This is a genomic window from Paracoccus sp. 08 (assembly GCF_024105395.1).
Lineage (GTDB): Bacteria > Pseudomonadota > Alphaproteobacteria > Rhodobacterales > Rhodobacteraceae > Paracoccus > Paracoccus marcusii.
This window is the reverse complement of record NZ_WEKR01000002.1, coordinates 52,099-66,385: the sequence shown is the minus strand read 5'-3', so window position 1 is coordinate 66,385 and position 14,287 is coordinate 52,099. Positions and strand designations below refer to the sequence as shown.

The window sequence follows — 14,287 nt, the reverse complement described above, 5'->3', positions numbered from 1 at the left end:
AGGATCATATCGAAGACAGCGCCGAACGCAGGCGCGGCAGGGTCGGCCAGCCGGTCAACCCCTGGTGGCTGCGTGCGACGATCGCACTGATCTGCCTGGCAGCGCTGGGCACGATCTGGGTCACCAACGCATGGCTGACCGACCGCTTCTCCGAGAACACGCGCGTGCGGTCCGAACTGCGTCTGGCGCTGTATTCGGGCAACCTGATGTCGGAACTGCAGCGCAATTCGGTCGTGCCCTTGCTGCTGGCGCGTGACCCGGCGCTGATCGGGGCGCTGAACGGCAACGATTTTTCCACCACCTCGGCGCGGCTGATGACCGCGCAGAAAGAGATCGGCGCGGCCTCGATCCGCCTGTTGGACGCATCGGGGCGGGTCGTGGGGGCCACCGACCGCTATCAGATCGGCACGAACAGCGTCGCGGCCCCGCAATATGTCGAGGCGCTGCGGTCGCGCGACACGGTCTTCACCGTGTCCGAACTGGCATCGGGCGCCCATGAGTTCGCCTATTCCCGCGCCGTGGTGTCCGAGGGGCGGACGCTGGGTGTGATCGTCGTGGGGGCCGACCTGACCCGGCTGGAGCGGTCCTGGGCGGGCATTTCCGATGCCGTGGCCGTCACCGACAGCGAGGGTGTGATCATCCTGTCGACCGAGCCGCGCTGGCGTGGCCTGACCGTCGCCGAGGCGCAGGCGGTGCGCGATGCGCCCTCTGCGATCCGGCGGGCGTTCCAGGTGACGGCGGACTGGACCTCCAGCCCCGCCGACGCCTATGTCCAGGGCCGCGCGGTGATGCAGTCCGAGGCGCGGGTGCCGTTCCGCGGCTGGCGGATGATCAGTTTCACCGCCTATTCGTCCGTGCGCGAGCGCGTCAACGCCATTCTGGCGCTGCAGATCATGGGTTTTGCCATCCTGCTGGCGGGGGCGTTCTGGATGCTGTCGCGGCGCGCGCGCATCCAGAGCCAGGCCTATATGCGCGAATCGGCCGACCTGCGCGCCCTGAACGCCCGCCTGACCCGAGAGATCGCGGAACGCGAGCGCGTGCAGAAGGAGCTGCGCGTGGCCGAGCAGACCATGCAGCAATCCTCCAAGCTGGCCGCCCTGGGAGAGATGTCGGCCGGCGTCAGCCACGAGCTGAACCAGCCCTTGGCCGCGATGAAAACCTATCTGGCGGGGGCGCGGCTGCTGCTGCAGCGCGGCCGCCCCGAGGAGGCGCTGTCCAGTTTCCAGCGCATCGACGACCTGATCGACCGGATGGGTGCGATCACCCGGCAGCTGAAGTCCTATGCCCGCAAGGGCGGCGAGGCGGTCGAGCCGGTCGATCTGCGCGCCGCGGTCAGCAGCGCGCTGACCATGATGGAACCCCAGCTGCGCACCCGGCCCATCCGCATCATCCGCATCGTGCCTCGTGAACGGGTGATGGTCATGGCCGACCGCATCCGGCTGGAACAGGTGCTGATCAACCTGCTGCGCAACGCGGTCGACGCGGTCAAGGGCCGCCCCGACGCCGCGATCGAGATCACGGTCGAGGCCGCGGCTCACGCCTATGTGTCCGTCCGCGATAACGGGCCGGGTGTCTCGGACCTGGAAAAGCTGTTTGAACCCTTCTGGACCACCAAGAAGCCCGGCGAGGGGACCGGGCTGGGGCTTGCGATCTCGTCCACGATCGTCGCCGATTTCGGGGGTCGCCTGACCGCCCATAACGAAAACACCGGCGGAGCGGTGTTCCGGGTCGAGCTGCCGCTGCACCGCCCCGGACAGCCCCGTCAGGCCCTGGCGGCCGAATGACGCAACACGAGAGGATGACAAGAATGTCCCGCAAGCTGAAGATCGCCATCGTGGATGACGAACCCGACATGCGCGAATCGATCAGCCAGTGGCTGGTCCTGTCGGGCTTCGAGACCGAGACCTTTGCCAGCGCCGAGGACGCGCTGAAGGTCATCGGGTCCGACTGGCCCGGCATCGTCGTCAGCGACATCCGCATGCCCGGCATGGACGGCATGGCCTTTCTGAAACGCCTGATGGGCTTGGATTCGAACCTGCCCGTCATCATGATTACCGGCCATGGCGACGTGCCCATGGCGGTCGAGGCGATGCGCCTTGGCGCGATGGACTTCATGGAGAAGCCCTTCAACCCCGACCGCATGACCCAGCTGGCCAAGAAGGCCACGCAGGCCCGGCGCATGACCCTGGACAACCGCGCCCTGCGCCGCGACCTGTCCGAAGGCCAGCAGGTCATGTCCAAGCTGATCGGCGCCAGCCCGGTGATGGAGCGCCTGCGCGAGGACATCCTGGACCTGGGCCAGGCCGACGGCCACGTGCTGATCGACGGCGAGACCGGCACCGGCAAGACGCTGGTCGCCCATGCTCTGCACGCGGTTGGGCCGCGCGCGTCCAAGAAGTTCGTGCCGGTCAGCTGCGCGGCCTATAACGACGAGGCCCTGGCATCGCGCCTGTTCGGCCCCATCGAGGACGGGCTGCCCGCCGTCGAGGAGGCCCGCGCCGGCACGCTGTGCCTGGAGGATGTCGAGGCCCTGTCCGAGGCACTGCAGGCCCGCCTGCTGGCGTTTATCAGCGAGCAGGGCACACCTGCCGAGACGCGCATCATCGCGATCAGCAACGCCCGTGGCGAGGGCCGAAAGGCCGAGGATTCGCTGCGTCCCGACCTGTTCTATCGCTTGTCGGCGCTGAAGATCACCCTGCCGCCGCTGCGCGCGCGGGGCGAGGACATCCTGGCGCTGTTCACCCGCATGACCGAGCAGTTCAGCGAGGAATACGGCTGCGAGCCGCCCCAGGTCAGCGCGCAGGAGGCCGCGCAGCTGCTGCAGGCGCCCTGGCCGGGCAACATCCGGCAGCTGATCAACGTGGCCGAACGCGCGGTCTTGCAGAACCGCCGCGGATCGGGGTCGATCGCATCGCTGCTGATGGCGGATGGCGAGGACAACCAGCAGGCCACCACCACCGAGGGCAAGCCGCTGAAGGAATATGTCGAGAGCTTCGAGAAGATGCTGATCGACAACACCATGCGCCGCCACAAGGGCAGCATTTCCGGGGTGATGGACGAGCTGTGCCTGCCGCGCCGGACGCTGAACGAAAAGATGGCCAAGTACGGCCTGCAGCGCGGCGACTATCTGTAAGGGACCATTGGGGGCGGCGCGACCTGCCGCCCCCAACTGTCCGGGTCCCGCCGTCCGAATAAACACGCGATGGTCACAGCAACACACTGGACCGCAGGAACCGTCTTCAGGAAACTTGTGACACGACCCCGCACCTGCGGGACACTGGTGAAAGCGAGGCGAAAGCCCCGTACCGGTTTTGGGTGAACATCACCCGACCGTGGTTCAACCATAGCTTGCGACCCGTCGGTTTCCAACTGTCCATTTGGACAGGAAGATCAAGCATCCCCCTGTAAAATAACTGTTTATCTGCATTTCCTGCAATTTGTCGGCTAGGCGACAGTTCGGCGCGCCCGGGGTCGCGGGACTTGCGAAAGATGCCTGTGGGGATTACGCCGCAGGGGACCACGGAAAGGCAGCCCGCATGAGCGTTTCGTCCGACGACAAGTTGACCCCCCGCACCCCCCATCCCCGGACCCAGGCCGTCCATCACGGCACCCGGCGCAGCCAGTATGGCGAGATGGCCGAGGCGATCTTCCTGACCCAAGGCTTCGTCTATCCCGACGCCGCCTCGGCCGAGGCGCGGTTCCAGGGCACCGGCCCGGACGAGTTCATCTACGCCCGCTACGGCAACCCCACCAGCCGCATGTTCGAGGACCGCATCGCCGCGCTGGAGGGGACCGAGGACGCCTTTGCCACCGCCAGCGGCATGGCCGCCGTCAACGGCGCGATGTTCGCGATGTGCAAGCCGGGCGATCACGTCGTCGCGGCGCGGGCGCTGTTCGGGTCCTGCCTGTACGTGCTGGACCTGCTGGTGCGGTTCGGGGTCAAGGTCAGCTATGTCGACGGCACCGATCTGGACCAATGGGCCGCGGCGATCACGCCCGGCACGCGGGCGGTGTTCTTCGAGAGCGTGTCGAACCCCACGCTGGAGGTGATCGACATCCGGGCCGTCGCGGACCTTGCCCATGCGGCGGGCGCGACGGTGGTGGTCGACAACGTGTTTGCGACCCCGGTCTTTTCCCGCGCGGTCGAGCAGGGGGCCGATGTGGTCGTCTATTCCGCGACCAAGCATATCGATGGCGGCGGGCGGGCGCTGGCCGGGGTGATCTGCGGCACGCGCCAGTTCGTGCGCGAGGTGGCCGAGCCCTATCTGAAGCATACCGGCGGGGCGATCAGCCCGTTCCATTCCTGGATCATGCTGAACGGGCTTCAGACCATGGACCTGCGCGTGCGCGCCCAGGCCGAGGCCGCCGCGGGCATCGCCGCCGCGCTGCACGGCCATCCGGCGCTGAGCCGGGTGATCTATCCGGGCCTGGCCGATCATCCGCAGCACGACCTGGCCATGCGGCAGATGGGGTCGGGCGGCACGATGATCGCGATGGAACTGGCGGGCGGCAAGGAGGCGGCATTCGCCGCGCTGGATCGTCTGCGGATCATCGCGATCTCGAACAACCTGGGCGATGCGAAATCCATCGTGACCCATCCGGCCACCACCACCCATTCGCGCCTGACCGACGAGGACAAGGCGCGCCTTGGCATCACGCCTGGCCTGTTGCGCCTGTCGGTGGGGTTGGAGGACGCGCGCGACCTGACCGCCGATCTGATGGACGCGCTGCAGGGCTGAGCCGGGCTGCGTCATCGTGGCGTGGCGCATCTGCAGGGGCGGGCTGACATTTGTTGTGCCGCCCCCTATATCTGTGGCGATCACGCCGGAGGCACCATGACCGAGATCCGCCCCCTGACCCCTGCCTATCCCGCGCTGGCGCGCAGCTATGACGCGGAGTTCCGCGTGGACCCAGCCTACAAGGACAGCCTGCCGGACCTGCAGAACGGGCCTGCCAGCCTGATCGTGGGTGCGCGCACCGCGATCCAGCATGTGGGCATCTCGAACTTTCGGCTGCCGATCCGCTATCTGGTGCGTGACGGCGGAGAGATCACGCTGGAGACCAGCGTGACCGGCACCGTCAGTCTGGAGGCCGACCGCAAGGGCATCAACATGTCCCGGATCATGCGGTCGTTCTATGGCCACGCCGATCATGCGTTCAGCCTGTCGGTGTTGGAGGCGGCGCTGGACGATTACAAGACCGACCTGGACGCGCTGGATGCGCGGATCCAGATGCGGTTTTCGTACCCGGTGCGGGTGGACAGCCTGCGGTCGGGCCTGTCGGGCTGGCAGTATTATGACATCGCGCTGGAGGTGATCGACGTGGCCGGCGCGCGGTTGCGGGTCATGCATGTCGATTACGTCTATTCGTCGACCTGTCCCTGTTCGCTGGAACTGTCCGAGCATGCCCGACAGACGCGCGGGCGGCTGGCCACCCCGCATTCGCAGCGGTCGGTCGCGCGGATATCGCTGGTGATGGACGGCCCCGAGCGGATCTGGTTCGAGGATGTCATCGCGCTGTGCCGCGCCGCCGTGCCGACCGAGACGCAGGTCATGGTCAAGCGCGAGGACGAGCAGGCCTTTGCCGAGCTGAACGCGGCAAACCCGATCTTTGTCGAGGATGCGGTGCGGGCCTTTGCGGGCCAGCTGATCGCCGATCCGCGGGTGGGCGATTTTCGTGTCGTGGCAAGCCACCAGGAATCGCTGCATTCGCATGATGCGGTCAGCCTGCTGACCAGCGGACCAACCTTTGCCCAGGCATCGCTGGACCCTGCGACCTTTGCGGGGTTGCGCGCCTGATCTGCGTCCCGCGGTGGCCGGGGGAGCTGCGCGCCCCCCGGACCCCCTGCTGATGGGGCGCACCATTTCGGCACGGATGAGAACATAGGGCGAACGTCGGGCTTTCCTTGGCGCGCGGCGATGCCTATGTTGGCGGGATGGAGCATTTCGACGATTCCGATGATCTGGCGGCGGTGCCGCTGTCGCAGCGCGCGATGGCCGCGCGGCCCGCGCCCTATCTGGACGGGCTGAACGCCGCGCAGCGCGCCGCTGTCGAGGCCCTGGACGGGCCTGTCCTGATGCTGGCGGGGGCAGGCACCGGCAAGACGCGCGCGCTGACCACGCGGATCGCGCATCTGCTGATGCTGGGCAAGGCGCGGCCCGGGCAGTTGCTGGCCGTGACCTTCACCAACAAGGCTGCGCGCGAGATGAAAGACCGGATCGGCCGCCTGCTGGGCGATGCGGTGGAGGGGATGCCTTGGCTGGGCACCTTCCACAGCATCAGCGTCAAGATTCTGCGGCGGCATGCCGAGCTGATCGGGCACGGCAACCTGCACCTGAAGCCCAGCTTTACCATTCTGGACACGGACGACCAGATCCGCCTGCTGAAGCAGCTGATCGCGGCCGAGAACATCGACGAGAAGCGTTGGCCCGCACGGCAGCTGGCGCATCTGATCGACGGGTGGAAGAACCGCTGCATCACGCCCGGCAACCTGCCCCGGGGCGAGGGTGAGGCATTTGACGGGCATGGCGGCAAGCTGTACGCGTCCTATCAGGACCGGCTGCTGACGCTGAACGCGGTCGATTTCGGCGACCTGCTGATGCATTGCGTGACGCTGTTCCAGGCGCATCCAGACGTGTTGCGCCAATGGCAGGACCGGTTCCGCTATATCCTGGTGGACGAGTATCAGGACACCAACGTCGCGCAGTACATGTGGCTGCGGCTGTTGGCGCAGGCGCATCGCAACATCTGCTGCGTGGGCGACGACGACCAGTCGATCTATGGGTGGCGCGGGGCCGAGGTTGGCAACATCCTGCGGTTCGAGAAGGACTTTCCGGGCGCCGAGGTGATCCGGCTGGAGCAGAATTACCGGTCCACGCCGCAGATCCTGGCGGCGGCGTCCGGCCTGATCGCGGCGAACCAGGGGCGGTTGGGCAAGACGCTGTGGACCGACGCCGAACCCGGAGAGCCGGTGCGCCTGATCGGGCATTGGGACAGCGAGGCCGAGGCGCGCTGGATCGGCGAGGAGATCGAGGCGTTTCAGGGCGGCCATCGACAGGCCTTGGGCCGCGTCAGCCTGAACGACATGGCGATCCTTGTGCGCGCGTCGCACCAGATGCGGGCCTTCGAGGACCGGTTCATGACCATTGGCCTGCCCTATCGGGTGATCGGCGGCCCGCGCTTCTATGAGCGACAGGAGATCCGCGACGCGATGGCCTATTTCCGGCTGGTGGTGTCCCCGGACGACGACCTGGCCTTCGAGCGGATCGTGAACACGCCCAAGCGCGGCTTGGGCGACAAGGCGCTGCAGACGGTCCAGCATGCGGCGCGGCGGAACGGCGTGAACCTGCTGGAGGGTGCGCGCATCGTCGTGGAGGAGAAGCAGCTGGGCGGCAAGGGTTTGGCGAACCTGCGCGATTTCGTGGCGCTGATCGGGCGGTCGCACATGGCGGTGCGCGACGGGGTGGGCCATGTGGAACTGGCCGAGCGGGTGCTGGACGAATCGGGCTATACCGCGATGTGGCAGAACGACAAGTCGCCCGACGCGCCGGGACGGCTGGACAACCTCAAGGAACTGGTCAAGGCACTGGAGGAATTCGAGAACCTTCAGGGCTTTCTGGAGCACGTGTCGCTGGTCATGGACCGCGACGACGGAGAGCAGGCCGAACAGGTCAGCATCATGACGCTGCACGGTGCCAAGGGGCTGGAGTTTCCGGTCGTCTTCCTGCCGGGCTGGGAAGACGGGCTGTTCCCGAACCAGCGCGCCATGGACGAGCAGGGCACCAAGGGCCTGGAGGAGGAGCGGCGGCTGGCCTATGTCGGCATCACCCGCGCCGAACGCCTGGCCACGATCACCTTTGCCGGAAACCGGCGCATGTACGGGCAGTGGCAGTCCAGCCTGCCGTCACGATTCATCGACGAGTTGCCCCAGGAACATGTCGAGGTGCTGACCCCGCCGGGCCTGTACGGCGGCGGATACGGCGCGGCCATGGCGATGGCGGGCGGCACGCGGATGGACGAACGGGTGGCCAAGGCCGATGTCTATGCCTCTCCGGGATGGAAGCGGATGCAGGCGCGGGCCGCCGATCGCGGCCAGCCGGTACATCGCACCCCCGTCACGATCAACGCGGCGCCCGCGTCGCGATTCACCGTGGGCGACCGCGTGACCCACGCCAAGTTCGGCGAGGGTCAGGTGATGGGCATCGCCGAGGACACGCTGACCGTCCAGTTCGAGGTCGGGTTCAAGAACATCAAGGCGGCCTATGTTCAGCCGGCGGGCGGGGGCGACGACGTCCCCTTCTGACGGCGGGACAGGCGGGGCTGTCCCGCGCGGGTCAGGGCCTGGGCATAGGCCGCGTCGACATCCGTGCCCGGATGGTTTTCTGCCAGCCGCAGCAGGCGGAAATGGATGTCTGCGACCCGTTCGTAGTAATCAAGGAAGGCATAGTTGATCGCGGCCCCCGTCGCCGCGCCCAGGACCGGAACGGCCTGCGCGCCCAGCTTGGTCGTCAGGCGGGTCGCGAACTGACCTGCAAAGCGGGTGATAAGCGTCGACACGGTCTGCCCGTTGGTCAGCAGGCGGTTCGCCAGGAACGATTGCGCGGCCGCGTCGCCTTCCTGTCCCGGCTCGCCGTACTGGAACACCGCCAGGCATTCCAGCCGCACCCGCGGATCGGTGGTGTCAAAGCCATGCTTGCGCGCGACCTTCTGGATGGAATTGAAGATGACCGTGGTCGAAGCCACTAGGTCCGGCACGATGCCCGCCAGCCCGAACCATCCGCCCGTGGCCCCCGACATCACCGCCGCCGCCCTGTTGGCGACCAGCGGCGCGTCACGCACCACGCTGATGCCGTCGCCGCGCGCGGACAGGTCGTAGAGCTGGCGGAAGGCGCTTTCCATGACCTTTTCCAGCGACACGGGCGACAGGCCCAGAACGGTGGTGGCGGCACCTTCGGTCAGGCGGCCCACCGCCTCGACCCCGCGCATCAGCAGGCCGCGACCGGCCAGCTGGCGGGCGGCCAGACGGTCCAGTTCGGCCTGCAGGTCGGCGGTCGGATCGGTCAGCGCGGTCGAGGTCATGGTGATGCTCCTGGTCAGTCGGCCCATTCGGGGTCGGTGGTAAACGCGATGGTCAGCCAACGGTTCGTGATGTCGCCGCCGATGGCCTCGCCGATCTGGTCGCGGATGGCGTCCCATTCCTCCAGCGGGCGGGGGGGCTGGCCCTGGGGGACGATGAAGTACAGCTCGATCTGGCGGCCGCGCCCGACACGGGCGACATAGGCGCGGTGGTCCAGAAAGCCGTGTCGGGCCACCACGTCGCGGGCCACGGCGTCGATCTCGGCCAGCATGTCGGAGGGCGTGATCAGCAGGATGTCGGCCAGCGCCCTGCGGATGGTCGGCACCGGCAGCGGGATCACGATCACGCAGACCAGCGCCAGCACCGCCGGGTCGACATAGGGCGACAAGTGGTCCAGCGCCGTCCCCTGGATCGCCCAGCCGAACACGAAGGCCGCCAGCAGCGCCCCCGTCAGCGCCGCCGAGATGGTCCAGCCCTGCACGTCCAGCGCGACGAAATTCGACCGGATCGACCGGTTGGCGTGACGGTTGTGGATCGCCATGCCGATGGCGACGATCAGCACCACCGTGGCATAGAGGATGGCCCGTCCGAACTGCAGCGGGTGGCCGCCGGTCAGCAGGCTGCCCACCGCCGTCACCAGCGCATAGACCGCGGCCCCCGACAGCAGGATGCCGTTCAGGCCCAGGACCATCGGCTCCAGGTGCCAGAACCCCATCGTGAAGCGCTGGACCAACCGGGCCTGGCGGCGTTCCGACAGGCGTTGCGTGATCAGCGACGACACCAGCAGCGCGACCGACGTCATCACCGCATCCGTCAGCGAATAGATGCCGTCGAAGATGATCGACGCCGACCCCGACGCCACGCCGAAACCGATCCCCACCGCCGCCACGACGAAGGTCATGGCGATCGACAGGCGCAGGACGGCTTGTTCGGACATCGGGCGGGTCATGGGGGTCCTTTCGGCCGCCGAACGCCGCACGCGTTCAAAGGGTTGCACGCTGCGCCGCCGTGACGCGACGCGACATCTGGCCCCTGCCGCGCGGGGCGTGCTAACGTGGTCGCCAATGATGACGGGGGCTTTGCGGTGGCGGTGATCCGGCTGTGGCTGTTCGTGCTGGCGGCGCAGGTGGTGTTCTATGTGCTGCTGCGCATGCATATCCGGTCCGGACAGGTCGAACGCCTTGAGAACCGGTGGGATGCCCGCCATCCCGACCAGGCGGGGAACACTGCCGCACGGCGTGCGTTCATCGCCAAGGCGATGGTCGGGTTCAACCGGACCCTGCGGGCGCGGCTGGCCGGCCTGGTCTTCGTGCTGCCCACGCTGGCCGTCGTGGTCATCGTCATCCTGGTCAACTGGCAATAGGAGCTGCCATGTATTATATGCGCGTCGTCGCAGGCGTCCTGTTCGGCATCCTGGTCTTTGGCCTGCTGGATTACACCCTGCCGTCCCAGAACACGCTGCGGATCAGCAACACCTACAACCGCCTGACGGAGATCCCGCCTTCGGCCGCGATCTTCTGGGCCTCCGACAGCACCGGCACGGTCGAGAACGCCCAGGGCCAGCGCGACGTGCGCTTCATCGACGCGGTGCGGCCCGGCGGGCGCGTCTTCGTCTATCGTAACGAGGATACTGGCTGGGTCTGGCCACCCTATTTCAAGTACGACAGCGCGAACCTGCAGGCCGAGGCCACGAACCTGCAATCCTCGGCGCGTGATCCGATCTGGGTCAGCGTGACCGCCTATGGTTGGCGCCTGCCGTGGATGTCGACCTATCCCAATGCGGTTTCCATCAACACCGTGGCGGGCCCCGACGACCGCCCGACCAACTGGGCCGCGCTGATCGTCTGTGGCGTGCTGCTGGCCTTGCTGACGCTGGTCTGGCGCATGTGGGCGCAGTTCCGTCAGCGCAGCGCAAGGAGACCGGCATGACCAATCCCGGAACCGACCTGCACCTCGACTGGTTCGAGGGGCTTCGCATCAACACCCCCGCCGTTGAACGCCGCGCGGCGACGCTGCCCGCCCGGCGCAGCCTGAAGAAGGATCATCAGGCGGCCTGGCTGCTGAACGCGGTGCGCTGCATCGACCTGACGACGCTGGCGGGCGACGACACGCCCGACCGCGTGGCACGCCTGTGCGCCAAGGCGCGCCAGCCCATCGCGGCCGACCTGCTGGAGGCCGTGGGCGTGACCGGGCTGACCACGGGCGCGGTCTGCGTCTATCCGACGATGGTCGCGCCCGCCAAGCGCGCCCTGGGCAACAGTGGCATCCCGGTGGCCAGTGTGGCGACGGGGTTTCCCGCAGGCCTGATGCCGCTGGACCTGCGTCTGGCCGAGATCCGCTATGCCGTGGATCAGGGCGCCGATGAGATCGACATCGTCATTACCCGCGCCCATGTGCTGCAGGGCAACTGGGCGGCGCTGTATGACGAATTGCGCGCCATGCGCGAGGCCTGCGGGGCGGCGCGGATGAAGGCGATCCTGGCCACCGGCGATCTGAAGTCGCTGGAGAATGTCGCGAAGGCCAGCCATGTGGCGATGCAAGCCGGGTCGGACTGGATCAAGACCTCGACCGGCAAGGAGGGCGTGAACGCGACCCTGCCGGTCAGCCTGGTCATGGTCCGCACGATCCGCGATTTCCATGCCCTGACCGGCATCAAGGTCGGCTTCAAGCCCGCAGGCGGTCTGCGCACCGCCAAGGACGCGATCAGCTGGCAGGTGCTGATGGCCGAGGAGCTGGGCCGCGACTGGCTGGCCCCGGACCTGTTCCGCATCGGCGCCTCCAGCCTGCTGGGCGATATCGAACGCCAGATCAGCCACCATGTGACGGGCCGCTATGCCGCCGCCCACCGCCAAGCGATTGCCTGAGGATCCGATGACCAAAGTGAGCGAGATCATGCAGACGATGGAATACGGCCCCTCGGTCGAGGACAGCGCCGCGGCCCGCGACTGGCTGGCCCGGCGCGGCACGTTCGGCCATTTCATCAACGGCAGCTTCACCAAGCCGGGCGACACCTTCGAGACCCGCGACCCCGCCACCGGCGAGGTTCTGGCCCGCGTGACGCAGGGAACGGCGGACGACGTCGCGGCGGCGGTCAAGGCCGCGCGCCGCGCGCAGAAGGGCTGGGCCGCGCTGTCGGGCACCGAACGGGCGCGGCACCTCTATGCGCTGGCCCGGCATGTGCAGAAGCGCGAACGCTTCCTGTCGGTCCTGGAGACGCTGGACAACGGCAAGCCGATCCGCGAGGCCCGCGACATCGACATCCCGCTGGTCGCGCGGCATTTCTATCACCACGCGGGCTGGGCCGAACTGCGCGACACGCGGTTCCCGGGCCATGCGCCCCTGGGCGTCTGCGGCCAGATCATCCCGTGGAACTTTCCGCTGCTGATGCTGGCTTGGAAGGTCGCGCCGGCGCTGGCCGCGGGCAACACGGTCGTCCTGAAGCCCGCCGAATACACCCCCCTGACCGCCCTGGCCTTCGCCGAGATCTGCCAGGAGGTCGGCCTGCCCGCGGGCGTCGTGAACATCGTGACCGGCGACGGCACGACGGGCGCGGCCCTGGTCGCGGCCGAGGTCGACAAGATCGCCTTCACCGGCTCGACCGAGGTCGGGCGCGGCATCGCCACCGCCTTGGCCGGGACCGGGCGCAAGCTGACGCTTGAGCTGGGCGGCAAGTCGCCCTTCGTGGTGATGGAGGACGCCGATCTGGATGCCGCCGTCGAGGGCGTGGTGGACAGCATCTGGTTCAACCAGGGCCAGGTCTGCTGCGCGGGGTCGCGCATCATGGTGGCGGAATCCGTGGCCGCGCGGTTCGAAACGCTGCTGTCGGCCCGCATGGCGCGGCTGCGCGTGGGCGCACCGCTGGATAAGTCCACCGATATCGGCGCCATCGTCGATCCGGTACAAAAGGACCGCATTCTGTCGATCTGCCGTGCGGCGACCGATGCCGGGGCGGAGCTGGTCGGCGGGCAGGCGCAGGAGGGCTGCTTCATCGCACCCGGCTATCTGAAGAACATCGCCCCCGCCAATCCCGGCATGGAGCAGGAGATCTTCGGCCCCATCGCCACGCTGTCGACCTTCCGCACCGCGGATGAGGCGGTCGAGCTGGCCAACAACACCCGCTATGGCCTGGCCGGATCGGTCTGGTCGGAAAGCGCGACGGTCGCCACCGACATCGCCGCGCGGATCAAGGCCGGGGTCATCTGGATCAACGGCGCCAACATGTTCGACGCCGCGGCCCCCTTCGGCGGCTATCGCGAAAGCGGTTATGGCCGCGAGGGCGGGGCCGCGGGGATGCGCGACTATCTGGCCGAGTCGGCGGTGAAACCCGCGCGCGAGGTCGCCCCCAAACCCGCCGTCGCGGTGACGGACGGGGCCGCGCCGCAGCAGGGCATCGACCGCACGGCCAAGCTCTATTACGGCGGCGCGCAGAAGCGGCCGGATGGCGGCGCGATGTATGCGGTGCCGGGCGGGCTGGCCCCCCTGGGCAGCCGCAAGGATATCCGGAACGCCGTCGAGGCCGCGACGAAGGCGGGGAAATGGGCGGCGGCGGGCGGCCATGCCCGCGCGCAGGTCCTCTATTACATTGCCGAGAACCTGTCGGCGCGGGCCGCGGAATTCGCCGCCCGCACCAGCCGGGCCGAGGTCGATGCCGCCATCGCGCGCGCCTTCCACTATGCCGCCTGGGCCGACAAGTTCGACGGTACGACCGTGCAGGCCAAACCGGGCCATCTGGTCAACGTGATCCCCGAACCGATGGGCGTCATCGGCATCGCCTGCCCGAATGCACAGCCGCTGGCGGGGTTCCTGTCGCTGGTGCTGCCCGCCATCGCCATGGGCAACGCGGTCGTGGCGATCCCCGCGCAGGACGATCCGCTGGCGGTGACGGACCTGTACCAGGTGTTCGATACCTCGGACCTGCCCGCGGGCGTGGTGAACATCGTGACCGGGGTCACCGCCGATCTGGCCGTGCCCTTGGCCGCCCATGAGGAGGTCGCGGGCTTCTGGCACGCGGGACCTGCGGCAGGTCTGGCGGCGGTGGACCGGGCGGCGGCGGGGAACCTGAAGCCGGTCTGGGCCGTGCCCGCCCGCGACTGGACCGGCGTCCACGCGCAGGGCGAGGCGTTCCTGCACCATGCGACGCGGTCCAAGACGATCTGGCTGCCCTATGGCGCCCTGCCTGCGGGCAGCGGCAGCGCGGCCTATTGAAACGAA

At 68.1% G+C, this 14,287-nt stretch carries 11 protein-coding genes; 9 read left to right on the top strand and 2 right to left on the bottom strand.

Going from position 1 to position 14,287, the window contains the following annotated elements:
* Positions 1 to 68 precede the first annotated feature (68 nt).
* The 5 genes from GBO37_RS00770 to GBO37_RS00750 all read left to right on the top strand — a co-directional run bounded on the left by GBO37_RS00770 (position 69) and on the right by GBO37_RS00750 (position 8,302).
* Positions 69 to 1,784: an ATP-binding protein gene (locus GBO37_RS00770; RefSeq protein ID WP_127899423.1), complete on the top strand. Its 1,716-nt coding sequence runs from the start codon at positions 69 to 71 to the stop codon at positions 1,782 to 1,784.
* A 23-nt stretch (positions 1,785 to 1,807) separates the two neighbouring features.
* Entirely contained in the window at positions 1,808 to 3,133 is a 1,326-nt protein-coding gene (locus tag GBO37_RS00765) for a sigma-54 dependent transcriptional regulator (RefSeq protein ID WP_045981437.1), read from the top strand.
* A 403-nt stretch (positions 3,134 to 3,536) separates the two neighbouring features.
* Positions 3,537 to 4,739, top strand: a complete 1,203-nt coding sequence (gene metZ / locus GBO37_RS00760; RefSeq protein ID WP_252926528.1) for an O-succinylhomoserine sulfhydrylase — start codon at positions 3,537 to 3,539, stop codon at positions 4,737 to 4,739.
* 96 nt (positions 4,740 to 4,835) lie between these two features.
* Positions 4,836 to 5,798 carry a GTP cyclohydrolase FolE2 gene (gene folE2 / locus GBO37_RS00755; RefSeq protein WP_046001360.1) on the top strand — a complete coding sequence of 321 codons (963 nt, stop codon included), beginning with the start codon at positions 4,836 to 4,838 and terminating at the stop codon, positions 5,796 to 5,798.
* A gap of 137 nt (positions 5,799 to 5,935) precedes the next feature.
* Entirely contained in the window at positions 5,936 to 8,302 is a 2,367-nt protein-coding gene (locus GBO37_RS00750; RefSeq protein ID WP_252926593.1) for an ATP-dependent helicase, read from the top strand.
* On the opposite strand, the gene GBO37_RS00745 is transcribed toward GBO37_RS00750, so the two are convergent.
* Positions 8,266 to 9,078, bottom strand: a complete 813-nt coding sequence (locus GBO37_RS00745) for an EcsC family protein (RefSeq protein WP_252926525.1) — start codon at positions 9,076 to 9,078, stop codon at positions 8,266 to 8,268. The two genes, GBO37_RS00750 and GBO37_RS00745, sit on opposite strands and share 37 nt — an antisense overlap.
* A 14-nt stretch (positions 9,079 to 9,092) precedes the next feature.
* A complete protein-coding gene (locus GBO37_RS00740) occupies positions 9,093 to 10,025 on the bottom strand; it encodes a cation diffusion facilitator family transporter (protein WP_252926523.1) in 933 nt (310 codons plus the stop codon).
* 105 nt (positions 10,026 to 10,130) lie between these two features.
* Between GBO37_RS00740 and GBO37_RS00735 the strand changes: the two genes are divergently transcribed.
* From GBO37_RS00735 to GBO37_RS00720, 4 genes are read left to right on the top strand one after another with little or no spacing between them, the layout of a single operon-like run.
* Positions 10,131 to 10,439 (top strand): hypothetical protein, encoded by a 309-nt coding sequence (locus GBO37_RS00735; RefSeq protein ID WP_052714614.1) that lies wholly within the window; start codon positions 10,131 to 10,133, stop codon positions 10,437 to 10,439.
* A gap of 8 nt (positions 10,440 to 10,447) precedes the next feature.
* Positions 10,448 to 11,005: a DUF1523 family protein gene (locus GBO37_RS00730; protein WP_252926521.1), complete on the top strand. Its 558-nt coding sequence runs from the start codon at positions 10,448 to 10,450 to the stop codon at positions 11,003 to 11,005.
* Positions 11,002 to 11,940, top strand: a complete 939-nt coding sequence (gene deoC / locus GBO37_RS00725; protein ID WP_252926519.1) for a deoxyribose-phosphate aldolase — start codon at positions 11,002 to 11,004, stop codon at positions 11,938 to 11,940. The genes GBO37_RS00730 and deoC overlap by 4 nt, the downstream gene beginning before the upstream one ends.
* Positions 11,941 to 11,947: 7 nt before the next feature.
* Positions 11,948 to 14,281: an aldehyde dehydrogenase family protein gene (locus tag GBO37_RS00720; protein WP_252926517.1), complete on the top strand. Its 2,334-nt coding sequence runs from the start codon at positions 11,948 to 11,950 to the stop codon at positions 14,279 to 14,281.
* Positions 14,282 to 14,287 lie beyond the last annotated feature (6 nt).

What these genes read in the sequence shown, in the direction of transcription:
- GBO37_RS00730 (WP_252926521.1), top strand. Translation starts at nt 10,448, where the DNA reads ATGTATTATATGCGCGTCGTCGCAGGCGTCCTGTTCGGCATCCTGGTC.
- GBO37_RS00720 (WP_252926517.1), top strand. Translation starts at nt 11,948, where the DNA reads ATGACCAAAGTGAGCGAGATCATGCAGACGATGGAATACGGCCCCTCG.
- GBO37_RS00765 (WP_045981437.1), top strand. Translation starts at nt 1,808, where the DNA reads ATGTCCCGCAAGCTGAAGATCGCCATCGTGGATGACGAACCCGACATG.
- GBO37_RS00740 (WP_252926523.1), bottom strand. Translation starts at nt 10,025, where the DNA reads ATGACCCGCCCGATGTCCGAACAAGCCGTCCTGCGCCTGTCGATCGCC.
- folE2 (WP_046001360.1), top strand. Translation starts at nt 4,836, where the DNA reads ATGACCGAGATCCGCCCCCTGACCCCTGCCTATCCCGCGCTGGCGCGC.
- metZ (WP_252926528.1), top strand. Translation starts at nt 3,537, where the DNA reads ATGAGCGTTTCGTCCGACGACAAGTTGACCCCCCGCACCCCCCATCCC.
- GBO37_RS00745 (WP_252926525.1), bottom strand. Translation starts at nt 9,078, where the DNA reads ATGACCTCGACCGCGCTGACCGATCCGACCGCCGACCTGCAGGCCGAA.
- GBO37_RS00750 (WP_252926593.1), top strand. Translation starts at nt 5,936, where the DNA reads ATGGAGCATTTCGACGATTCCGATGATCTGGCGGCGGTGCCGCTGTCG.
- deoC (WP_252926519.1), top strand. Translation starts at nt 11,002, where the DNA reads ATGACCAATCCCGGAACCGACCTGCACCTCGACTGGTTCGAGGGGCTT.